This is a genomic window from Streptomyces sp. NPDC018045 (genome assembly GCF_044327445.1).
Classification (GTDB): Bacteria; Actinomycetota; Actinomycetes; order Streptomycetales; family Streptomycetaceae; genus Streptomyces.
Map to the genome: position 1 here is coordinate 73,273 of NZ_JBIRFL010000006.1, position 22,409 is coordinate 95,681.

Sequence of the window (22,409 nt, forward strand, 5' to 3'; positions counted from 1 at the left end):
CGGTGGTGCACCCTTCCGGGTGGCGGCGGCCCGCCCCGCACCGTGGGCACCGCCGATCCGGCCACCGCTGGTGCCAGGCTGTCGGGTGCCGGTCGGCGGCCGCGCGCCGGCCCGGTGCGCGCGTGTCCGGCGGTACGTGTCGGCGTGCCCGCGCCGGACCCCGGTGCGGGACGGGCGGAGGTTCATGGTCATCGACGTTCGGCAGGGCCCGCGTACGGAGGCCGGCGCGACGCCCCGCGACACGGTGGGCCGCGCGGTGCGCCGCTGGCTGACCACCACCGACCACAAGGTGATCGGCAACCTCTATCTCGTCACCGCCTTCGGTTTCTTCCTGCTGGCGGGCGCGCTGGCGATGGTGATGCGCGCCGAACTGGCCCGGCCCGGGCTGCAGCTCGTCAGCAACGAGCAGTACAACCAGTTCTTCACCATCCACGGCACGATCATGATGCTGCTGTTCGCGACCCCCCTGTTCGCCGGGTTCGCGAACGCGGTGATGCCGCTCCAGATCGGCGCTCCCGACGTGGCCTTTCCGCGCCTGAACGCCCTCACGTACTGGCTCTACCTCTTCGGCGGCCTGATCGTGGTCTCGGGGTTCCTCACCCCGCAGGGCGCCGCGTCGTTCGGATGGTTCGCCTACGCGCCGCTCAACGGCGCCGTCCGCACTCCGGGGGCCGGCGGCGATCTGTGGACCATGGGACTGGTGGTGTCGGGCCTGAGCACCACGCTGGGCGCGGTCAACTTCATCGCCACCATCATGTGCCTGCGCGCCCCTGGCATGACCATGTTCCGCATGCCGATCTTCACCTGGAACGTGCTGTTCACCTCCGTCCTGGCGCTGCTGGCGTTCCCCGTACTGACGGCCGCGCTGCTCGCCCTGGAGGCGGACCGGAAGTTCGGCGCGCATGTCTACGATCCCGCCTACGGCGGAGCGGTCCTGTGGCAGCACCTGTTCTGGTTCTTCGGGCATCCGGAGGTCTATATCGTCGCCCTGCCGTTCTTCGGCGTGATCACCGAGATCGTCCCGGTGTTCAGCCGCAAGCCGGTGTTCGGCTACCTCGGCATGGTGGGCGCGACCATCGCCATCACCATGCTCTCGGCGACCGTGTGGGCGCACCACATGTTCGCCACGGGTGCGGTGCTGCTGCCGTTCTTCTCCCTGATGTCCTTTCTGATCGCGGCGCCGACAGGCGTGAAGTTCTTCAACTGGATCGGCACGATGTGGCGGGGCAGCGTGTCGTTCGAGACGCCGATGCTGTGGGCGGGCGGATTCCTGGTCACCTTTCTGCTCGGCGGCCTGAGCGGTGTGCTGATCGCGTCACCGCCGCTGGACTTCCACGTCACCGACTCGTACTTCATCGTCGCGCACCTGCACTACGTGCTGTTCGGGACGGTGGTCTTCGCGATGTTCGGCGGCTTCTACTTCTGGTGGCCGAAGCTGACGGGCCGGATGCTCGACGAGCGGCTGGGCAGAACGCATTTCTGGTCGCTGTTCACCGGTTTCCAGGTGACGTTCCTGGTGCAGCACTGGCTCGGTTCGAGCGGTATGCCCCGGCGTTACGCCGACTATCTGGCCGCCGACGGATTCACCGTACTGAACACGGTCTCCTCCGTCGGCGCGTTCCTGCTGGGGCTTTCCACGCTGCCGTTCCTGTACAACGTGTGGCGCACGGCGCGCTGGGCGCCGAAGGTGACGGTGGACGATCCGTGGGGGTACGGCAGGTCGCTGGAGTGGGCGACATCCTGTCCGCCGCCCCGGCACAACTTCCACGCGCTGCCCCGGGTACGGTCCGACTCCCCCGCTTTCGACCTGCACCACCCCGAGGCGCTGCGGCTGCCCGCTCCGCAGCGCGGCGGAGCCGGGCCGACCCCCGATCCGCACCGGGAGCGCCACCCATGAAGACCGAGGCGTTCCTCTTCGCCGGTGTGGCGGGGTTCTTCCTCGTGACCGGTCTCGGGTACGGGCTGTGGTCGCGGGAACCGGCCGGTACGGCGGCGCTGGCCGTCTCCTGTCTGATGGCGCTCCTCGTGTGCGGCTTCTGCACCGTCAATCACCGTAAACGCGGGGCGCGGCCGGAGGACCACCAGGAGGCGGAGGTGCGCGAGCGGGCCGGCGGGCTCGGGTTCTTCCCGCCGCGCAGCGGCTATCCGCCGCTGGCCGGCCTGGCGGTGGCCCTGACCGCGCTGGGCGTCGTCTTCGGCCTGTGGCTGTTCGTCATCGGGGTCGGCCTGCTGGTGGCGGGGGTGGCCGGCATGGCGATGGAGTTCGCCGGGCGTTCGTGAGGGGTTCGGTACGGGGAGGCGTGGCGGCATCCGTACGGGAACACGCGAGGGAATCCGCACGGGAGTGCGCGAGGGCATCCGCACGGGAGTGCGCGAGGGCATCCGTACGGCAACGGTGTCAGCCGCCCCGGCGGGAGGCTCCCTTCCCCTGTCCGTCACCGTCCGAGCAGTCCGGACCGTCCGGACCGTCCGGTCCGTCCGGGCGGTGGTCCGGGCCGGCCGTGCGCTCGGCGATGCGGGCCCGCTGCTCGGCGGTGACCGGCAGTTCGACCCGGTCACGGTGGTACCAGGTGCTCAGCGCCAGCCGCAGCCGCTGCCGCCGCGCCAGGCGGGCCGGGTCCGCGGGCGGCGGGAGCGGTGCGGGGACATCGCGTACGAGCAGCCGGTACCGGTGGTCGGCGGTCAGCCCCCGGCGCCCCTCGTCAAGTCCGCCGCTCATGTCCTGCGTCACCTCGCCCGTCTCCGCCCCCTCCACCAGCGCGTCGCGGTCCTCGCTCTGGAGGGCGAGGCAGATCCGCTTGGTGAGCAGGAACGCGAGCACCGGGGCCACCACGAAGGCGATACGGAAGAACCAGGTCAGGGCGTTCACCGAGACGCCGAAGCCGAAGGCGATCACATCGTTGCCGCCGGCCGCGAGGAGGACGGCGTAGCAGACGACGCCGGCGACGCCGAGGCCCGTCCGCGTGGGCCGGTTCCGCGGCCGGTCGCACAGGTGGTGTTCCTGCCCGTCCCGGGCCAGCCACGCCTCGCAGAACGGGTAGAGGTACAGGACGAGGAAGAGCAGGCCGGGCAGGATCACCGCCGGGACCAGGACGCTCCACAGGACCGTGTGGCCCAGGACGTCGCTCTCCCACGGCGGCATGAGGCGCAGCGCGCCCTCCAGGAAGCCCACGTACCAGTCGGGCTGCGCGCCGGTGGCGACCTGGTCCGCCCGGTACGGGCCGTACTCCCACACGGGGTTGATCTGGGCCAGTGCGCCGAGCAGCGTCAGGATGCCCGCCGTCATGAAGAACAGGCCGGCGGACTTCGCGGTGAAGTGCGGGTACATCGGGCGGCCGACGACGTTGCGGTTGGTGCGGCCCCGGGTGCTCCACTGCGTGTGCTTGAGGTGGACGACCAGGATCAGATGGGCCGTGATCAGCGCGACCAGGACACCCGGGACGAGGAGGATGTGCGCGCCGTACAGGCGGTTGACGAGATCCGTGCCCGGGAACGCGCCGCCCCACAGGAAGAAGCTCAGGTAGGTGCCGACGAGCGGGATCGACATCACGATGGTGTGCGCGGTGCGCAGGCCGGTGCCGGACAGCGAGTCGTCGGGCAGCGAGTAGCCGGCGAACCCCTCCAGCATCGCCAGCATGAACAGCGTCACGCCGATGGTCCAGTTGACCTCTCTGGGCCTGCGGAAGGCGCCGGTGAAGAACACCCGGAGCAGGTGGACGCCGATGGCGGCGACGAAGACCAGCGCGGCCCAGTGGTGGATCTGCCGGATCAGCAGCCCGCCCCGGATGTCGAAGCTGATGCGCAGCGTGGAGGAGTACGCGTGCGACATGGGCAGCCCGGACAGCGGGGTGTGCCGGCCGTGGTAGACGGTCTGCGCGGTCACCGGGTCGAAGAACAGGGTCAGGTAGGTGCCGGTGAGGACGAGGACGAGGAAGCTGTAGAGCGCGAGTTCGCCGAGCAGGAACGACCAGTGGTCCGGGAACGCCTTGCGCAGCAGGGATCTGGCGCCTTCGGCCAGCGGCAGGCGGCGGTCGAGCGCCTCGAAGCCGGTGCGCGCCAGGCCGCCGGTACGGGGCCGCGCCGGTGTCTGCCGCCTGCGGAACACCATGGGCCGCGGCCGTCAGCCGTTGCCGAACGAGCCGCTCTTCCCCTCGTCCCACGGCGGCGGTTCGTCCGAGTTCCCCGGGCGGGTGCCGTACCGGCCCATGTCGTCGACGCCGGACGCCGGCTTCCCGTCGTGGCTGTCCCGGGACACCCCGTCGGTCTCCCGCGCCGAGGTGCCGTTCCTGGCCGCCTTCCTGGTCGTCCGGGGCCGTGCGTGGGCGCGCGGCGGGCGGTCCTTGTTGCGCGCGCGGCGCCGGTAGCCGTACACCACGGCTCCGATCAGCAGGAGCACGACGACGATGCCCGCGATGAGGGGGCCGATGCCGATGACCAGGTGGGAGGCGGCCGTCGGCGCTTCGACCGGCAGGGGCGCGGCCGGCGGGGGCACATCGTAAGACATGGAGGCTGCTTACCCGTCGGCCCCGGTTCGGCACCAAAGGCGCCGCCGAACGGGTGGCGCGCCGACGGCCCGTCCGTGCCGTGACACGGCGGGTACGGACGGGCCGCCGGGGCCGCGGGCGCGGGGCGCGGACGAGCCGCCCGGACCGCGGGTACAGGGCGCGGGGCGCGGACGAACCGCCCGTACCCCGACGCCCGCGCCTTACCGCTCGCCCGCGTGCGCCTTGCGGAGGGCGGCGAGGTCCATCTTCTTCATGCGGTGCATCGCCTCGGTGGTCCGCTTCGCCTTCTCCGGGTCGGGGTCGCTGACCAGTTCGAGGAGTTCCGAAGGGAAGACCTGCCAGGACACGCCGTACTTGTCCTTCAGCCAGCCGCAGGGGCCCTCCTCGCCGCCGTCGGTGAGCTTCTCCCAGTGGTAATCGACCTCTTCCTGGTCCGCGCAGCGGACCTGGAACGACACGGCTTCGCTGAACCGGAACTCCGGGCCGCCGTTGAGGCCCATGAACTTCTGGCCGTTGAGGACGAACTCGACCGCCATCACCTCTCCGGGTGTCCCCGGCCCGGCCTCGCTGTAGCGGACGAGGTCGCCGAGCCGGGAGTTCTTGAAGATGGACAGGTAGTGGTGTGCCGCTTCCTCGGCCTGGCCGTCGAACCACAGACAGGTCGTGAAACCGTCGTTGGACATGGTGTGCCTCCCGTCGTGTGGGCCTGTGTATACCCGTACGGCGGAGACAGCACCAGAACCGGACCCGTGTTCGAACCGGAGTGCACGGTGTTTTACGGACGTACGCCCACGCCGCCTCCTCCATCGTGCCTACGGTCCGGCGCGGACGCACTCCCTCGGGCGCGGGCCGGGCCTCAGTCGGTGGAGAGGGCTTCGAGGAGGTCGCCGGCCTTCGAGTCGGGCAGCGCGCGGGCGACGTCGGCCAGCGCGACCATGCCGACCAGGCGGTGGCCGTCGATCACCGGCAGGCGCCGGACCTTGTGCCGGGCCATGGTCGCGAGGATCTCCTCGGCGCCGTCGTCGGCGCCGATCGTCACCGCCTCGCCCTGGGCCAGCTCGCCGGCCTTGGTCCGTGCGGGGTCCTTGCCCTGGCCCAGGACCTTGACGACGATGTCCCGGTCCGTCAGGACGCCCTTGAGCCGGTCGTCCGTACCGCAGATCGGGACCGCGCCGACGCCGAGGTCGGTGAGCTTGCGGGCCGCGTCGAGGACGCTCTCCTCGGCACCGACGCACTCGGCCCCGGGAGTCATGATGTCGCGTGCAGCAGGCATGGTTCCGCCTTCCTTCGTGAGATGTACCGGGTGCGTGACCGCGGCCGGAAAACCGCTCGTGGGGCGGTCTGGACATCCCGGCTCCGGTCGCCAGCACACGCGTTCCCCGCTGTTCGGATCGCTAACGTCGGACCGGCGGGATCGGGCCGGATACTGCCCCCCCCCCCCCCCGCAGGCCGCATCCGGCCGCCGGGAAGGCCCGGGAGCGGGCCCCGGCGCGGCCCGGGGCGAGAGTTCGGCCGGGCAGCCGGGGCAGGTGCCCGCGGGAGGGCCCGGTCGTCCGGCCGCGCCGGTTTCCGGATGTGCGGGCGGCGGACCGTTGCTCTACTGGGGAGGGCCGGCCGCCGCGGTCCGCGCGGCCGCCGCCGAGCTGGAGGACGGATCGTGGCCGAGACGTCGCCGAGGAGCGGGACGGGGCACCCCGAACGGGTCGGCGCGCTGGTCGTCGGGTCCGGTTTCGGCGGAGCGGTGGCGGCGTACCGGCTGGCGGAGGCGGGTCTGTCCGTCGTCGTCCTGGAGCGCGGCCGGGCGTACCCGCCGGGGAGCTTTCCCCGGACGCCGGTGGAGCTGGGGCGGGCCCTGTGGGACCCGAGCGAGGGGCTGTACGGCCTGTTCGACGTCTGGCGGTTCCGGGGCTGCGACTCCCTCGTCTCCAGCGGGCTGGGCGGCGGCTCGCTGATCTACGCCAACGTGCTGCTCCGCAAGGATCCGCACTGGTTCGTGCCACGGGAGGAACTGCCCGGCGGCGGCCACGAGTCCTGGCCGCTGACGCGCGCGGACCTCGATCCGCACTACGACGCGGTCGAGTCGGTACTGCGCCCGGTCCCGTACCCGGTGGACACCGAGCCGTACGCCCGGACACCGAAGACGCGGGCGCTGCGGGAGGCGGCCGGGCGGGCGGGGCTGCCGTGGTCGCCGGCGCCCCTCGCGGTCAGCTTCGCCCCCCGCCCCGGCGCGCCGCCCGGCCCCGGGCTGCCGCTCGCGGACGAGCCGTACGGCAACCTCCACGGCGTGCCGCGCGGTACCTGCGCGCTCACCGGCGAGTGCGACCTGGGCTGCAACAACGGCGCGAAGAACACCCTCGACCACACGTATCTGTCCGCCGCGCGCCACCACGGCGCCGAGCTGCGGACCGGGCACCAGGCCGTCACGGTGGAGCCGCTGGGCAGCGGTTACCGCGTCGGATACGTCGTGCACGACGTGGAGGGCGCCGGGCGCCCGGCGCGCACCGCCGACCTGCCGCGGCACTTCATCGACTGCGACCGGCTGGTGCTGGCGGCGGGCACGTACGGCACGGTCCACCTGCTGCTGGCCAACCGGGCGCGGCTGCCCGGTCTGGGTCCGGCGCTGGGCACCCGGTTCTGCGGCAACGGCGACCTGCTGACCTTCCTGTACGGCCGGCGGGGCAGACCGGTGCCGCCGCCGGACCGGGGGCCGGTGATCACCGGCGTGGTGGGCGAGGCGGACGGGGGTACGGGGCGCGGGCACATCGTCCAGGACGGCGGTTACCCCGGCTTCCTGAACTGGCTCGCGGAGGGCGTGCGGCTCGCCGGGGGCGCCGGGCGGCTGGCGGCGTTCGCCGCAGGCCTCGCGCTGGACCGTGCCCTCGGCGCGCCGGACAGCAACCTCTCCGGCGAGATCGCCGCCCTGCTCGGGCCCGGCAGGGGCTTTCCCGGGGTGCTGCCGCTGCTGGGCGTGGGCCGGGACGTACCGGACGGGGTGATGGGGCTGCGGGACGGCCGGCTGGACGTCCGGTGGACCACCGCCACGAGCCGGGCGTACTACGAGGGCGTGCGCGCCACGATGCGGCAGCTCGCCGACGCGATGGAAGCGGGGCACCTGGACAATCCGATCTGGTGGTGGCGGCGGGTCGTCACCGTCCACCCGGTGGGCGGCGCGCCGCTCGGCGACCGCCCGGAGGAGGCCGTCTGCGACCCGTACGGCGAGGTGTTCGGCCACCCGCGCCTGTACGTGGCGGACGGGGCGGCGCTGCCGGGGCCGGTCGGGGTGAACCCGTCGCTGACCATCGCGGCGCTGGCGGACCGGCTGAGCACCCGGCTGCTGGAGGACCGTCCTCCCCGGCGGGTGCGCCGGCCCGCTCCGGCGCCTGCCACGGCCCTGACGTTCGCCGAGGTCATGCGGGGTGCGCTGGCCGACGGGCCGGGGCTGGTGCTGCACCTGACCGTCACCGTCGACGACGTGGACGCCTTCATCGACTCGCCGGACCACCGGGCCGCCGTGCGCGGCGCGGTGGACTGCGATCCGCTGGGCGGCCGGCTGTCCGTACGGGAGGGCTGGTTCAACCTGTTCGTGCCGAGCGGGCTGCCCGGGCGCCGGCGGATGCTCTACCACCTGCTTCTGGACGGGCCGCGGGACCGCCCGCTGACGCTCACCGGCCGCAAGGAGGTCGGCGACGATCCGGGGCCCGACCTGTGGGCGGACACCACCACCCTGGCGGTCGAGATCCACCATGGGCGGCATGCGCCGGGCGAGGAGCCCGCGCAGGCGCCGCTCTGTTCCGGTGTGGTGCGCGTGGGCCGCCTGGACTTCGTCCGGCAACTGGCCTCCATGCGCGCGACGGGGCCCGCTCCGCTCGCCGCGCTCGCCCGGTTCGGGGAGTTCTTCGCCGGGGAGCTGTGGGGCGTGTACGGGCCGGGGCGGCGGTAGCGGTTCCGCCGGGGCGCGGCCGCTCGGGCCGGGTGCCCGGCCGGGGCCGGGCGGAGGCTTTCACCGCGCGTGCTCGTCCAGGAAGGCGGTCAGGTGCGGGAAGACGTCGCGTGCGCTGTCCCGGCCCATGAACACGTCCTGGTGGCCGTAGCCCGGGAAGAGGTGCAGCCGGGACACGCCGGGCGCGCGGGCCGCGAGTTCGCGCTGGCAGGCGGGGTTGGAGTCGGCCATGACGCGGTTGCGGTCGCCGGTGGTCAGCAGGAGCGGGGTGGTCAGCCCGGCCGCCGCCTCCAGGTAGTCGTCGGGCAGCTCGCGGTAGGCCGGGTCGCCGGGCCGGTACTTGACGGCGCGGCCGGCCCGGACGATGGCCCGGATGTGCCGGTAGTAGTGCATGCCGGTGGCTCCGAACAGGTCCGCCACGCGCTCGTGGGTGACCGGTGACATCAGGTCGTGGTGGTACAGCGCGGGCCGCCCGGAGCCCCACATCGCGCTCACCATGTGGCACGAGGGCACCCGGCATTCGGGATGGAAGAGCGACACCAGGCGGGCGATCATGCGGCCGCGGGTGAACGGGGCGTCCTGCGGCCAGGCGGGGTTGAGGTAGGGCAGGCCGAGCACGTACTCGGTCAGGCCGGGGACGACGGCCAGCTTGCAGCGGGACCACCGGGGCGGCCGCAGGACCAGGGCGGAGCTGTTGATGACCGCGCTGGTCACGCCGGTGACGAGACCGGCGGCCAGGCTCATCGCGAAGGTCACCCCGCCCAGGCAGTGCGCGATCACGTGCAGCCGGGCGGCCGGGCCGATGTGCGCCCGGATCTCGGCGAACGCGGCGGGGAAGTCGTGCAGGGCGACGTCGTCGAGAGTGAAGCGGTGGGCGGCCATGTCGTACGGGAAGCGGTTGCTCATCCGGTGGTCGAGGGCCCAGACGTCGCGGTAGCCGTGGTCGAGCAGGTAGGTGGTGAGGTCCTCGTGCTCGGGCATGACGAACATGTCGCTCGATGTGGTCAGGCCGTGCACGAGCAGTACCGCGTCGGCCGGTGCGGGGTCGGCGGCCGGCGCGCGGCGGTAGCGGGTCAGGGTCAGGCCCAGCCCGTCACCGGCCGCGAACGGGTGCACGGTGACCTCGGCGTCCCGGACGCCTTCACTGGTGAACAGGGGGATGCGGCGCTGCATACGGCCCTGGCCCTCCTCAGCCCCCACACCCCGAGAAATTGCCCGAACTGTCTCTATAGACCAAAATATTCCATTGGGGCGTCCTCCGCCGTTCACCCGTCCATCCCCCCGGCCCACCCCGACGAAACCGGCCCGCCCGATGCCCGACAGCTCCGTACCGCTCCACGGCAACCGCGCACTCGTCGGCCGTACGGAGGTCGTACGGCTCCTCGGGACGGAGGCGGAACGGGCCGCCGCGGGCGAGTTCCGGCTCGTCGAACTGACCGGGGACCCGGGGGCGGGCAAGACCAGACTCCTCGGCGAAACCGCCGCCGCCGCACTGCGGCACGGCCTGACCGTGCTGCGCGGCCGGGGCACCGAGTACGAGAACGACGTCCCCCTCTCGCTGGCCGTGGACGCCCTGGACGACGAGGTGGAGAGCCGGGCCGAGCAGGTGCGCGCGGCCCTGGACCCGGAGAGCGCACGGCTGCTCGCCGACGTCTTCCCCGCCCTGTCGGCCGACCGGCCGCTGCCGGGCCCCGCGGCGGCCCCGAGCACCGGCCTCAACCGCTACCGCGTGCACCGCGCCGTACGCCTCCTGCTGGAGGCCCTCGCCGGCCCCGGCGGCCTCGCGGTCCTGCTGGACGACGTGCACTGGGCCGACGAGGGCTCGGTCGAGCTGCTCTCCCACCTCGCCCGGCACCCGCCGCGCGGCCCCCTCCTGCTCGCCGTCACCTACCGCACCCGCCAGGCGGGCCCCCGGCTGACCGCGGCCCTCGCCGACGCCGCGCCGGGCCTGCGCACCCGTATCGAGGTCGCGCCGCTCACCCTCAGGGAGGCCGGGGAGTTCCTCGGGCCTTCCGTGGGCGCCCGGCGCCGCCGCGCGCTGTACGAGGCCAGCGGTGGCAATCCGCTCTACCTGGAGGCGCTGGCCCGCTCCGCGCCGGCCGCCGCCGCGCCCGCGGGCAGCCCCGTCGAGAGCGCCGCGCCGGCCGCCGACGACGACCTGCTGCCGAGCGCGGTACGCGAGGCACTCGCCGCCGAACTGGCCGCGCTCCCCGACGACGCGCGGCTGGCCGCCCAGGCCGCCGCCACGCTCGGGGACGAGTTCGAGCCGGGCATGGTGGCCGTCGCCGCGCCGACGACCGAGGCCGAGGCACTGGCGGCCCTCGACGAGCTGGCCGTACGGGACGTGGTGCGCTGCGCGCCGACCCCGGGGCGCTTCCGCTTCCGCCACCCCGTCGTCCGGCACCTCGCGTACGCCTCGTCCGGCGCGGGCTGGCGGGTCGCCGCGCACGCCCGCGTGGCCGCCGCCCTGGACGAGCGCGACGCGCCCACCGTCACCCGGGCCCGCCACATCGCCCGCTCGGCGCGCTTCGGCGACCTGCTGTCCGTCGGCGTGCTCGTCGAGGCGGCCCGCGCGACCGCGTACCAGTCCCCCGCGACCGCCGCCCAGTGGCTGCGCACCGCCCTGGACCTGCTCCCCGAGAAACCCGGCGGCACGGCCACCGGGCCCGCGCCCGACCGGCTCTCCCTGCTCGTCGAGCTGGCCCGGCTCCAGGGCGTCGGCGGGCGGCTCGTCCAGGGCCGCGACACCGCGCTGGAGGTGCTGCGGCTGCTGCCGCCGGACGCCTGGGCGCAGCGGGCCCGCGCCGCCCGGTTCTGCGCCATCCTCGAACGGCTGCTCAACCGGCAGGCGGAAGGCCGCGCCCTGCTCCGCTCCGAGCTGGGCCGGGTGCCGCCGGAACACGCGGCGGACGCCGTCCCGCTCCACCTCCAGCTCATCGGCGACAGTCTGATCCGCGCCGACTTCCCGGCCGCCGCCGAGCAGTTGGACCGGCTGACCGCCGTACTGTCCCGGCCCGGCGGCGGCGCCGAGGCGGCCGGCGGCGCGCCCGACGACTGGGTGCCGCTCGTGGTGCTCCGGCTCGGCTGTGCCTACGGCGCGGGCGACCTGGACGCCGCGCACGGCCTCGCCGCCAAGGCCGAACGGCTGACGGAAGAGGCCACCGACGCCGCGCTGGCCCCGTGGCTGGAGTCGCTGTCCTTCCTGTGCTGGATCGACGCGATGATGGGCCGGCTGCCGCAGGCCGCCCGGGTGGTCGAGCGGAGCCTTGCCATCGCCAACGCCACCGGGCAGAGCTACCTGTCGCCCTGGATCCTGACCGCGCAGGCGTTCACGTACGGGCGGACGGGGCGGCTGGCGGAGGCGGTGGACCGGGCCGAGGACGCGGTGGACGCCGCGCGGCTGCTCGGCTCCGACGAGTGCGTGGCCCTGGCGCTGGCCGTCAAGTCGCTGATGGTCCGCTGGACGGGTGACCACGCCGCCGCGCTGGCCCTCGCCGACGAGGCGATCCGGCACGCGGACGGCCGCCGGGAGTGGTGGGCGCTGCTCGGTGCCGTCGGCCGGGGACTGGCCCTGGTGGGGCTCCAGGAGGTGGACGCGGGCGCGGCGCAGGTGCTGGACGCGTGCGACGCGTTCGTCGCCCCGCTGCTGGAGCGCAGTTGTCTGCTGGTGTGCTGCGAGGCGATGGCCGACGCGGAGGCCGAGCGCGGCCGGTCCGCGGCGGCGGCGGACTGGGCGAAGCGGGCCGCGGCGGTTCCGGGCGGCGGTACGGGCTCGGGGCACGCGGTGCTGGCGCGGGCGCACGCCGAGCAGGAGGACGACCCGGCCGCGGCGGCCCGCGGCGCGGTCCGGGCGGCGGAGCTGTTCGAGGGGACGGGCGAGCGGCTGTCCGCGGCGCGGGCGTGGCTGCGGGCCGGTACCGCGCACGCCCGCTGCGGGCAGAAGTCCGCGGCGCGTGCGGAGCTGGCGCGGGCGGCGGAGGTGTTCGGCGCGTGCGGGGCGCTCGGGCTGCACGCGCGGACCGTACGCGAGCAGCGGCGGCTGGGCGTACGGGCCGGGCGGGCGGCCCGTACGCCGGCGGACGGGCGGCTGTCGCGGCGGGAGGCGGAGGTGGCCGAGCTGGTGCGGCAGGGGTTCAGCAACCAGCGGATCGCGGAGCGGCTGTTCCTGAGCCCGCGGACGGTGGAGACGCATGTGGCGCACGTCTTCGCGAAGCTCGGGGTGTCGTCGCGGGCGGCGGTGGCGGGGAAGCTGGCGGAGGTGCGGGAGCCGGGTTCCGGGGGTTCCGGGGCGTCCGGGGCGTCCGGGGCTCAGTAGCGGGGCCCGCCGGGTCCGTACCGGCTCAGTAGTGGGACAGGTGTTTTCCCCGATGTGGCGGGGGTCTGCCGAGGCGCACGGTGAAGAAGTCAACCTTCCCACCGCCCGGAAAAGAGTCCCGAGATGCCCGAGCTCATCGAAACCCCCGCACCGGCGGCCACCGTCACCGAGCCGGCCGAACCGGCCCTGCTGACGCAGCCGGCTCCTCCGGCCACCGCTCCGGAGCCCCCGGCCGCCCCGCAGACCCCGGCCGTCCCCGAGGTCCCGCCCCTGGAACCGTTCGTGGACCCGCTGCGGATCCCGCCGGTCCTGCGGCCGGAACCCGACCCGGAGACCGGCCGCGCCGAGCTGACCATACGGACCCGCCCCGTCACCATCCCGTTGCACTCGCAACTTCCCCCGTCGCTCATGTGGGCGTACGAGGGCCAGGTCCCCGGGCCGACCGTCGAGGTGCGGCGCGGCACCCGGCTGCGGGTGTCCTGGGACAACGGGCTGAGCGGCCCGTACCCCTTGATCAAGGTGGAGACGCGGGTGCCGGCGAACATCATGCGCCCCGGTTACGACCCGGCGTCCGACACCTTCGACCGCAAGGTGGGCGCGCTGCCGCCGTGGACGGTGGTGCACCTGCACGGCGCGCGGACCAGCGGCGTCAACGACGGCTGGACCGACAACGCGGTGCCGCCGGGCGAGACCCAGCTCGCCGAGTACCGCAACGACCAGGCGTCCTGCACCCTCTGGTACCACGACCACGCCATGAACATCACCGCGCTGAACGTGATGACGGGCCTGGCCGGCATGTACTGGATACGGGACGACGAGGAGACGGCGCTCGGCCTGCCGGACGGCGCCCGCGAAATCCCGCTCGTGCTGTGCGACCGCAACGTGGACACCGACTGGAAGGGCCGCCCGACCGGTGTGCTGATGCACAAGGTCCTGCGGGACGCCCAGGACGTGCCCCGGCCGTTCTTCGGCCCGTACAACGTCGTCAACGGCGTCGTCCAGCCGCACCTGGAGGTGGCCGCGCGCTGGTACCGCTTCCGGATGGTCAACGGCTCCAACGCGCGGTTCTACACCCTGCGCCTGTGCCACGAGGACGGCACGCCGGTCGACCCGGAACTGGTCGCCCGCGCCTTCCACCAGATCGGTACGGACAGCGGGCTGCTGCCCGAGCCGGAGCCGCTGCCGGAACAGGGCCTGACCCTGGCCCCCGGCGAACGCGCCGACGTGCTGGCCGACTTCTCCGTACTGCGGGGGATGCGCGTCCACTGGGCCGACACCGCCACCAACCCGCCCGGCCCGGCGCCCTCGCCCGAGGTGCTGCAGTTCCGGGTCGCGGACGAGGCGGCGGACGACCCGTTCACCCTGCCCGGCCGCATCAGCCCGTCCTACGTACGGCTGAGCCACGCCACCGCTCCCGACCACGAGCACCGGTGGATCGTACTGACCCCGCCCGCCGCGACCGGAATGCCGATGATGTGGGAGATGGAGACCGTCGAGGACGCCTCGTCGGTGGAGATCCCCAGCGACGGCATCGTGCAGGTGCAGCGGCCGGGACAGCCCCTGCTGACGCTGCGCCGGGTCGCCGAGATGTTCAACGACACCACCACGATCATGGCGCGCGAAGGCGGCTGGGAGCAGTGGAACGTGCTGAACCTGGGCGGTCCCGTACACCCCTTCCACATCCACCTGATCCGCTTCCAGGAGACCCGGCGGCAGAACTACGACGGCCGCGGTTTCCAGCGGCTGTACCACGGCGACGGCACGCCGCGCGGGCACGGCACCGTCACCCCCGTCACCTTCACCACGGAGCTGCCCATCACCGGCGCCGACCTCGGCTGGAAGGACACCGTACGGGTCGGCGACACCACGCCGGCGCCCGCCGGATCCGGCCAACTGGTCTCCGTCCTGGGGCAGTTCGACGGCGGCTCGGGCCGCTACATGTACCACTGCCACATCCTCGAACACGAGGACGAGGCGATGATGCGGCCGTTCACGGTCATGCCCGGACCGGTGATGGACATGCACCCCGCGATGCACGGGGGCGGCGGCCACGGGGGCCACGGAGGGCACCAGACATGACTGCCCTGCCCCGCCCGCCCCAGGACACCGCCCGCACCGCCCCGAAGGAGCGAACCACCATGACCACCCCGACCGACACCCCGACCGGCGCCCCGGCCCACACCCCGGACACGCCACGCATCCGTCACCGCGACGGACGCCGGATCCGCCCCACCGGCGGCCAGACCCGCGTCCTGCCGGTGGAGAGCCCGGCGCAACTGTGTGAACGGCTGCCGCTCACCTACCACGCGGCGCACACCGTCATGACCGCCCGGCACGACATCGTGCGGATCCTCGACGGCCGGGACGACCGGCTGCTCGTCATCGTCGGGCCGTGCTCCGTGCACGACCGGGCGGCCGCCCTCGACTACGCGTCCCGGCTGCGGGACGCGGCGGACCGGCTGGCGGACGACCTGCTCGTCGTGATGCGGGTCTACGTCGAGAAGCCGCGCACCTGCCTCGGCTGGCCCGGCCTGGTCGGCGACCCCGGCCTGGACGGCGGCGCCGACCTCGGCCGCGGCCTGGCCGAAGCCCGGTCCCTGATGCTCGACATCGCCGAGTCCGGGCTGCCGGTGGGCTGCGAATGGGTCAACCCGGCCACCCCGGCGTACCTGTCCGACGTCGTCGCCTGGGGCTCCATCGGGGCCCGTACGGCGGCGAGCCAGGTGCACCGGGACCTGGCCAGCGGCCTGCCGATGCCCGTCGGCGTCAAGAACGGCACGGACGGCTCGGTCCAGGTCGCGGTCGACGCCGTACGGGCCGCGGCCGCACCGCACACCTTCCTCGGCGCGTCCGGCGCCGGACCGGTGTCCCTGCTGCGCACCAGCGGCAACCCGGACTGCCACGTCGTCCTGCGCGGCGGCGCGGAGGGCCCCAACTACGGTGCCGCACACGTCCGCCGGGCGGCGGAGCTGCTCGCCACGGCCGGGCTGCCCGCCCGTGTCGTGGTGGACGCCAGCCACGGCAACAGCGGCAAGCAGCACGATCGGCAGCACGCGGTCGCCGAAGACCTCGCGGTGCGGATCGCCGACGGCGACACCACGGTGCGCGGCCTGCTCCTGGAGAGCTTCCTCGTGCCCGGCCGCCAGGACTCCGGGGCCGGCCGTGAGCTGGTCTTCGGACAGAGCGTCACCGACGCGTGCATCGGCTGGAGCGGCACCGCCCAGCTCCTGCGGGAGCTGGCCGGCGCGGCACGCGCCCGCCGCCGCGCCGCCTGCCCCCACCCCCGCCGGGTGGCGGACCCCGATTCCGCCGCCCTCATGGAAAGGACCTGACCGTGTTCACCCCGCTGCGCTATCCCAGTACCGACCGCCACATGCCGGACGGCTGTGCCGGCGCCGGCGACCGGGCCCCGGACCGGCCGGCGCCACGGCCCTTCGACCTCGGGGACGTCGCCCGGTTCAGCAGCCCGCTGACCCGGATGCTGCTCGCCAGCGACGGGCTCACCACCACCCTGCTGGAGTCCGCGCTCGCCACCCCCCTGCGGCTGCGCGTCCTGCACCAGGGCACCGCGCCCGCCGCCGCGCAGGACGCGCTGGCCCGCCGCTGCCTGAGCCTGGGCCGCGACGAACAGGTCCTGGTACGCCGCTCCGCGCTGGCCGACGCCGCGCTGACACCCGTCTCGCTCAACACCGTCGTCGGGCTGGTCCCCGACGACCCGGCGCTGGCCGCGTGCCTCACCAGCGGCCGTACGCCGATCGGTTACGGCCTGCGGGCCGCCGGCGCGATGCGCAGCCGGCGGCTGGTGGAGGTCGGCGTGGCCGGGTGGGAACAGGGCGGCCGGGTCCGGCCCGCCGTGTTCAAGTCCTATGTGGTGCTCGACGGTGAGCGGCCCTGGCTGTTCATCCGCGAACTCTTCAACCCGCGGCTGGTGCCCGCCGGCCTGGAGAGCGACGGGCGCGGGGACCCGGAGCCGGGCCCGGAGCCGGCTCCGGTCCGGCCGCAGCCGGTCGTCGTCCCGTCCCCGCCGGCCCGGCAGCGCCTGGCGGGCCGTCCGCGTCCGCTCACCGAGGAGATCGGGCGCGCCGGGCCCCCCGTACCGGACCCGTGTCCGGCGCTGGCTCCGACAGTGGGTGGCGAAGCGTTCCTGCTGCACCTCGGGCGCCATGCGACCGGAGCACTGACGACGGTGGCCGCCGGACTGGTCCACTACGTGGCCGGTGTGCCCGTCGCCGTCGTCACCGGCGGGCACCCCGCGCCCGGCGTGCTGCCGCGCGAGGCGCGGTGGGTCGCCGAGGAGTACCGGGCCGCGGCCCGCTCCCCCGCCTGGCTGGAGGACTTCCCGCAGCTCATGACGTTCCTGGACGCCTGCCCGCCGGCCGTCGTCGGGCAGGTCGGGTGGACGGCCGACGGCGACCGGGTGCCACCGCCCGGCACCGTGGTCGGGCTCTGCCCCCGGCCGGGCCGCCACCCCCGTGAGGTCGCCGCGCGCTGTGCGGCGCTCAACCCGGAGCGGACACCCGGACGGCTCCTGCTGGCCGTACGGCTCGCCCCGGACCGGATCGTGGCCGAACTGCCCGCGCTGATCGAGGCCGTGGCCTCCACCGGCACCCCGGTGACCTGGGTCTGCGCACCCCGGCCCGGCGGGGCCACGGCGGCGGCCGAGGTCGACACGTTCTTCGACACCCACGCCTCGGTGGGCAGCCGCCCCGGCGGCCTGCTGCTCGACGAGAGCGGCCGTACACCGGCCGAGGTGCTGCGGACGGTCCACACCGCCGCTGCCGCCTGGCGGCCCGCGGCCTGATCCGCCGCCTCCGCCCCCGTCCCCACCTTCCGTACGCACCGTCCGTACGCCTCAGGAAAGCGAGCCTCTCATGTCACGCCGACACCACACCGACATCGCCCTCATCGACGAGCAGGGCCCCCTCACCCGCCGCGCGCTGCGCGACAAGGTCACCCACCGGGCCACCGAACTCGGCGCGGCGGGACTGCGCCCCGGCGACCGGGCGGTGCTCTGCCGCCCCAACGGCCGCCAGTGGATCACGGATTACCTGGCGCTGGCGGAACTGGGCGCCGTGGGCGTCCCGCTGAACGCCGCTTCCGCGCCGGACGAGATCCGGCACGCCGCCGCCGACAGCGGCGCCGTGCTCGTCCTGACCACCGCGGGACCCGGTCCGCCGCCACCCGGCCCCTCGGCCCCGCCCCGCTGCCCCACCGATCTCTCCGGCGTCGGGACCATCGCCTACACCTCCGGCACCACCGGGCGACCCAAAGGGGCGCTCCAGACCCGGCGCGCGGTGCGGCTCGGTGGCGAGAACATCGCCCGGCGCCTCGCGCTGGGGCCCGGGGACACGGTGCTCAGTCCGCTGCCGCTGGCCCACACCTACGGCACCAACGTCCTGAACGCCGCGCTGTCCGCCGGGGCCACCCTCGTCCTCCTCGGCCGCTTCACCGAGGAGGCGGTCGCCGAGGCACTGCGCCGGCACCGCCCCACCGTGCTGGCCGGGGTGCCGACGATGTACCGGCGGCTGCTGGCCCACGCGGGGCTGCCGCTGGAGTCGGTGCGCTGTTCGCTCTCCGCGGGCCAGCCCGCCGGGGAACAGCTCGCCCGCGCCTGGCAGGAACGGTCCGGCGCCGTCTTCGCCGAGGGCTGGGGCATGACCGAACTCGCCGGTCTGGCCTCGCTCACCCCCGCCGACGACCCCCGCCACCCGGGCACCGCGGGCCCGCCCGTGCCGGGCGCCGGGGTCCGTACGGGCCAGGACGGTGAACTGCTGGTACGCGGCCCCTTCGTCACCCCTGGCTACCTCGGCGCCCCCGAGGCCACCGCACGGGTCCTGACACCCGGCGGCGAGCTGCGCACCGGGGACGTCGGCCGGGTGACGGACGACGGCGGCGTCACCGTCCTGGACCGCCTCAAGGACGTGATCCTGTGCGGCGGTTACACCGTCTACCCGGCCGAGGTGGAGCGGGTGATCGCCGGCCACCCGGCCGTGGCCGCGGTCGCCGTCACCGCCATGCCGGACGCGGTACGCGGCGAGTCCCCGCAGGCCTGGATCGCGACCGCCGACGACGGGGCGGCCGACGAGGCCGCGATCCTCGCCCACTGCCGGGCGCACCTGGCCCCGTACAAGATCCCCCGCCGTACGACGTTCCTGCCCGAACTCCCCACCACCGCGGGCGGCAAGGTCGCGCGCGGCCGGCTGCCCCGTTAGGAGGCCGTCATGGACACCATCACGACACCCCCCGTCCTCGTCGTGGGCGCGGGCCCGGTCGGGCTGGCCACGGCGCTGCTGCTGCGGGCCCGCGGCCTGGCCGTCACCGTGCTGGAGGCAGCGGCACAGGACGCGCCGCGGCCCGGCAGCCGGGCGATCTTCCTGCACCGGCAGTCGCTGGCCACGCTCGCCGCCGCCGACCCGGCACTCGGCACCGAGCTGGTCCGCAACGGACTGGTCTGGGGCGCCCGATGCACCTCGTTCGAGGGCCGGGAGATCCACCGCCGCACGTACACCCCGCCCCCGGTGGACCGCGCGCCGTTCTCCAGCCTCCCGCAGCCCGTCATGGAGGAACTGCTGCGCGCGGCCTGCCACCGCGCCGGCGCGGAGATCCACTGGGGCACCCCGGTCACCGGGCTCGCCTCCTCGCCCGACGGCGTACGGGTGCGCACGCCGCAGGCCGAGCACCGCGTCGGGTACGCCGTCGGCTGTGACGGGGCGCGGTCGGCCGTGCGCCGGGCCGTCGGCGTACGGCTGCGCGGGCCCCGCTCCCCGCACGCGTTCCTCGTGCTCGACGTCGCCGACGACCCCGGGCACCCGCTGCCGCAGGAGCGGGCGTTCCACTACCGGGACCCACGCATGGCCGGGCGCAACGTGCTGACCGTGCCGTTCCGCGGCGGACTGCGGGTGGACGTCCAGTGCCGCCCGGACGACGACCCGGAGGCGCTGGCCGGGGCCGCGGCGGACTGGCTGCCCGGCCTGCTGCCGGACGGGCACGGCTGCGCCGTGACCTGGTCCTCGCACTACCGTTTCCAGCAGGTGGTGGCCGACGGTCTCACCGACCCGCACGGGCGGGTGCTGCTCGCCGGGGAGGCGGGGCACCTCTTCGCCCCCTTCGGGGCGCGGGGCCTGAATTCGGGCATCGCCGACGCGGCGGCGGCCGCGGCCGCCCTGGCCACCGGCGACGTGCCCGGCTTCGCGGCCGCCCGGCACCGGGCCGCCCTGCTCAACCGTCAGGCGGCCGGGCGTGCCCTGGCCCACCTCACCGCCCGCACCCCCTGGCGCCGGACGGCCCAGCGTCTGGCGGCCATCGCGGCCCCCCGCTCCCGCCGCGCCGGGCGCTGGCTCGACTCGGCGCCGTACGGCCCGCGCGACGCCGGCATTCCCGGGAGCCGTTACTGAGGCGGTGCCGGTACGCCCCGGGGACGCCGTCGAGACACCCCCAGGGGCCGCCCCTGGGGCCCGTGTCGCACGATCCTCCCGCGTACGGCGCGGAAAGTACGCCCCGCCGCACCTCACCGGCCTCATACGGCACAGTGGTCACCTCTGGTCCCGAACCGCCTTGCGCACGCCCCCTTTTGCTGCATCCTGGTCACTCACGACGGTGACCACGAGGGGGCACGGTGCAGTCCCGACGTGATCTGATGATCCGGGAGTTCATCGGTCAGCGGCTCGTCCGGGACCGCGGTGAGCACACCCGGCACCCCGTTCTGCTCCTGCTCGGCCCCCGCGGCAGCGGCAAGACGGCGCTGGCGGGCCGGCTGGAGACCTGGGGCCGCCGGGCCCCGCTGGCCGCCCTGGACCTCGCGGCGCTCGACGACGGAGCGCACCACCCCGTCGACGTACTGGCCCGTATCGCCTTCCAGCTCAACGCCCGCCGCCCGGACTACCCGCCACTGGCCCTGCCGTCCTTCGCCGTCCTGCTGATGGCCCTGTCCGCCGAGGCCGACCCGGAGAGCCGGGACGCCGCGCTGGGCCAGATGCGCGAGGCGCTGCGGACGGGCCGGGCGGAGGACCACTCCCTGGCGGTGCTGCGGGAGCTGGTGGCCTCGGTCGGCGTGCCCATGGGGCTGCCCGGCTGGTCGGCGGCGGTCGTGCCGCTGATACAGGGCTGGCAGCGGGTCCGGGTCTGGTGGGGCGTGCACCGGCGGCTGGGCCGGGTGCCGCACGGCGGCTCCCGGCCGCAGGTCCCGGCGGACGCCCTCGTCGAGCTGAACCAGCACTTCCGGCACGGCACGGCGGCCCAGCGGGAGCGCGCCGAGTCGGTGCTGCTCCAGGCGTTCCTCGCCGACCTCCAGGGCGCGTACACCCGGCACGGCGGCGACCGTACCCGCACCCTGCGCTGCCTGGTGCTGCTGGACAACGCCGACAGCGAGCTGGGCGACGCGTTCCTCCAGGCGCTGGTCGAGGCGCGGGCCGCCGGGCCGGAGCGTCCGGACCCGCTGGTGGTCGTGGCGGGCGCGCGCCGCGCGCCGGACGTGCTGCGGCAGTTGGAGCAGGGGCCCCAGCAGCTCGGCGGCTACCTGTCGTGCTGGCAGCCGCCGGAGCAGGAGGACGGGCCGGAGTCGTTCGTGCCGCGGACCGTGGCCCGGCCCGGTGGCGGCGCCCGCCTGGAGGTGGCGCAGTTGCGCCGGCTGGACCGGGCCGAGGTGCAGGAGCAGGCCGGCCCGTACGTGAAGCGGATGCCCCAGACGGCGCTGGCGGGCCGCACGCATCCGGTGGCCTGGCTGGGCCGTACGGTCCACGAGCTGACGCGCGGGCACCCCGCCGCCACCCGCGCGGTGCTGGACGCGCTGGAGGACTTCGCGCCGGAGGTGCCGTGCGGGCGGCGGCTGCGCATGGTGCTGGCGCCCGAAGGGCCGCACTCCGTCGCGGACGAGCTGCTGGACCTGCTTCTCCAGGACCTGCCGCGGGAGCTGGTCGAGGGGGCGCTGCCCCGCGCGGCCGCCGCCGTGACCCTCGGGCAGGCCGCGAGCGCCACCGACCTGTGGCGGCAGGCCGACTCCCCGCCGCGGCTCCTGCGGGAGCTGGCCCACGACGACCGGCACGCCGAACGGATCACCTTCGACGGGCAGCCGCACAGCGCGCTCCCGGACCTGGTCCGCAGGCTGCTGCTGGGCAGGCTGTCGCTGGCCGCGGCATCCGCCGACGGCCGCGCGCCGTGGGACCGTACGCACGAGATCCTGCGGGACGCGGCGGAGTCGGGACGGGTCGGCGCCTACCACCGGCTGGCGGGCGGCGACGTCCAGGGCACCGCGGACTATCTGCACGACCGCTTCCTCGACGTGTGCGAGGGCGGTGGTTCGGCTCGGGCGTGGTGCGCGGAACTGTCCTGGATCCAGCGCGCGCCGCGCCGCTGGGAGGCGGACGCGGCGGCCCGCTCGGCGGGCGCGGAGTTCCAGCACCGGCTCGCGCGGGCGCCGAGCCCGCCCGACCGGCTGATGGTCACCCGCCTGCTGGTCGCCGGGTGGATCACCACCCACCCGGCGTCCGATCCCTACGCGGCGCTGTGGTCCGACCCGTTGGGCGATCCGGAGGCCGAGCTGTACCCGAAGATTGTCGATGCACTGCAGACCCTGAGCGGCCGGCTGAGCGACGAGACGGACCACGACGTGCTGTGGCAGCGGGCGGCCGCCTACGAGAGGAAACCCTGGTGA

Annotated in this window: 15 protein-coding genes; 10 read left to right on the forward strand and 5 right to left on the reverse strand. The window is 74.8% G+C overall.

Annotation, left to right across the window (positions count from 1 at the left end):
• The first annotated feature begins 184 nt into the window (after nucleotides 1-184).
• Nucleotides 185-1,897 carry a cytochrome c oxidase subunit I gene (gene ctaD, locus ACH4EB_RS16520; protein ID WP_398348192.1) on the forward strand — a complete coding sequence of 571 codons (1,713 nt, stop codon included), beginning with the start codon at nucleotides 185-187 and terminating at the stop codon, nucleotides 1,895-1,897.
• The gene (locus ACH4EB_RS16525; RefSeq protein WP_398348193.1) at nucleotides 1,894-2,280 is read left to right on the forward strand and encodes a cytochrome c oxidase subunit 4; all 387 of its coding nucleotides are present in this window, start codon (nucleotides 1,894-1,896) and stop codon (nucleotides 2,278-2,280) included. Before ctaD ends, ACH4EB_RS16525 begins: the two co-directional genes overlap by 4 nt.
• Nucleotides 2,281-2,398: 118 nt before the next feature.
• Here ACH4EB_RS16525 and ACH4EB_RS16530 read toward each other — a convergent pair whose 3' ends face one another.
• The 4 genes from ACH4EB_RS16530 to ACH4EB_RS16545 form a co-directional block, all read right to left on the reverse strand.
• Nucleotides 2,399-4,108: a cytochrome bc complex cytochrome b subunit gene (locus tag ACH4EB_RS16530; protein ID WP_398348194.1), complete on the reverse strand. Its 1,710-nt coding sequence runs from the start codon at nucleotides 4,106-4,108 to the stop codon at nucleotides 2,399-2,401.
• A 12-nt stretch (nucleotides 4,109-4,120) separates the two neighbouring features.
• On the reverse strand, nucleotides 4,121-4,504 hold the full coding sequence (locus ACH4EB_RS16535) for a DUF6479 family protein (protein WP_398348195.1): 384 nt from the start codon (nucleotides 4,502-4,504) through the stop codon (nucleotides 4,121-4,123).
• A gap of 201 nt (nucleotides 4,505-4,705) precedes the next feature.
• Nucleotides 4,706-5,188: a VOC family protein gene (locus ACH4EB_RS16540; RefSeq protein WP_398348196.1), complete on the reverse strand. Its 483-nt coding sequence runs from the start codon at nucleotides 5,186-5,188 to the stop codon at nucleotides 4,706-4,708.
• 173 nt (nucleotides 5,189-5,361) lie between these two features.
• Nucleotides 5,362-5,778 (reverse strand): CBS domain-containing protein, encoded by a 417-nt coding sequence (locus tag ACH4EB_RS16545; RefSeq protein WP_398348198.1) that lies wholly within the window; start codon nucleotides 5,776-5,778, stop codon nucleotides 5,362-5,364.
• A gap of 384 nt (nucleotides 5,779-6,162) precedes the next feature.
• Here ACH4EB_RS16545 and ACH4EB_RS16550 point away from each other — a divergent pair, with 384 nt between their 5' ends.
• Nucleotides 6,163-8,445: a GMC oxidoreductase gene (locus ACH4EB_RS16550; protein ID WP_398348199.1), complete on the forward strand. Its 2,283-nt coding sequence runs from the start codon at nucleotides 6,163-6,165 to the stop codon at nucleotides 8,443-8,445.
• Between the two features lie 60 nt (nucleotides 8,446-8,505).
• On the opposite strand, the gene ACH4EB_RS16555 is transcribed toward ACH4EB_RS16550, so the two are convergent.
• Entirely contained in the window at nucleotides 8,506-9,618 is a 1,113-nt protein-coding gene (locus ACH4EB_RS16555) for an alpha/beta hydrolase (RefSeq protein WP_398348200.1), read from the reverse strand.
• Between the two features lie 139 nt (nucleotides 9,619-9,757).
• Between ACH4EB_RS16555 and ACH4EB_RS16560 the strand changes: the two genes are divergently transcribed.
• The 7 genes from ACH4EB_RS16560 (at nucleotide 9,758) to ACH4EB_RS16590 (ending at nucleotide 22,409) form a co-directional block, all read left to right on the forward strand.
• Nucleotides 9,758-12,760: a helix-turn-helix transcriptional regulator gene (locus tag ACH4EB_RS16560; RefSeq protein ID WP_398348201.1), complete on the forward strand. Its 3,003-nt coding sequence runs from the start codon at nucleotides 9,758-9,760 to the stop codon at nucleotides 12,758-12,760.
• 123 nt (nucleotides 12,761-12,883) lie between these two features.
• Entirely contained in the window at nucleotides 12,884-14,839 is a 1,956-nt protein-coding gene (locus ACH4EB_RS16565; RefSeq protein WP_398348202.1) for a multicopper oxidase family protein, read from the forward strand.
• 59 nt (nucleotides 14,840-14,898) lie between these two features.
• A complete protein-coding gene (locus ACH4EB_RS16570; RefSeq protein WP_398348203.1) occupies nucleotides 14,899-16,092 on the forward strand; it encodes a 3-deoxy-7-phosphoheptulonate synthase in 1,194 nt (397 codons plus the stop codon).
• A gap of 2 nt (nucleotides 16,093-16,094) precedes the next feature.
• A complete protein-coding gene (locus ACH4EB_RS16575; RefSeq protein WP_398348205.1) occupies nucleotides 16,095-17,561 on the forward strand; it encodes a 3-deoxy-7-phosphoheptulonate synthase in 1,467 nt (488 codons plus the stop codon).
• 70 nt (nucleotides 17,562-17,631) lie between these two features.
• Nucleotides 17,632-18,972 carry a class I adenylate-forming enzyme family protein gene (locus ACH4EB_RS16580; RefSeq protein ID WP_398348206.1) on the forward strand — a complete coding sequence of 447 codons (1,341 nt, stop codon included), beginning with the start codon at nucleotides 17,632-17,634 and terminating at the stop codon, nucleotides 18,970-18,972.
• 9 nt (nucleotides 18,973-18,981) lie between these two features.
• Nucleotides 18,982-20,154, forward strand: coding sequence for an FAD-dependent monooxygenase (locus ACH4EB_RS16585; RefSeq protein ID WP_398348207.1), 1,173 nt, complete (start codon nucleotides 18,982-18,984; stop codon nucleotides 20,152-20,154).
• 221 nt (nucleotides 20,155-20,375) lie between these two features.
• Entirely contained in the window at nucleotides 20,376-22,409 is a 2,034-nt protein-coding gene (locus ACH4EB_RS16590; RefSeq protein WP_398348208.1) for an ATP-binding protein, read from the forward strand.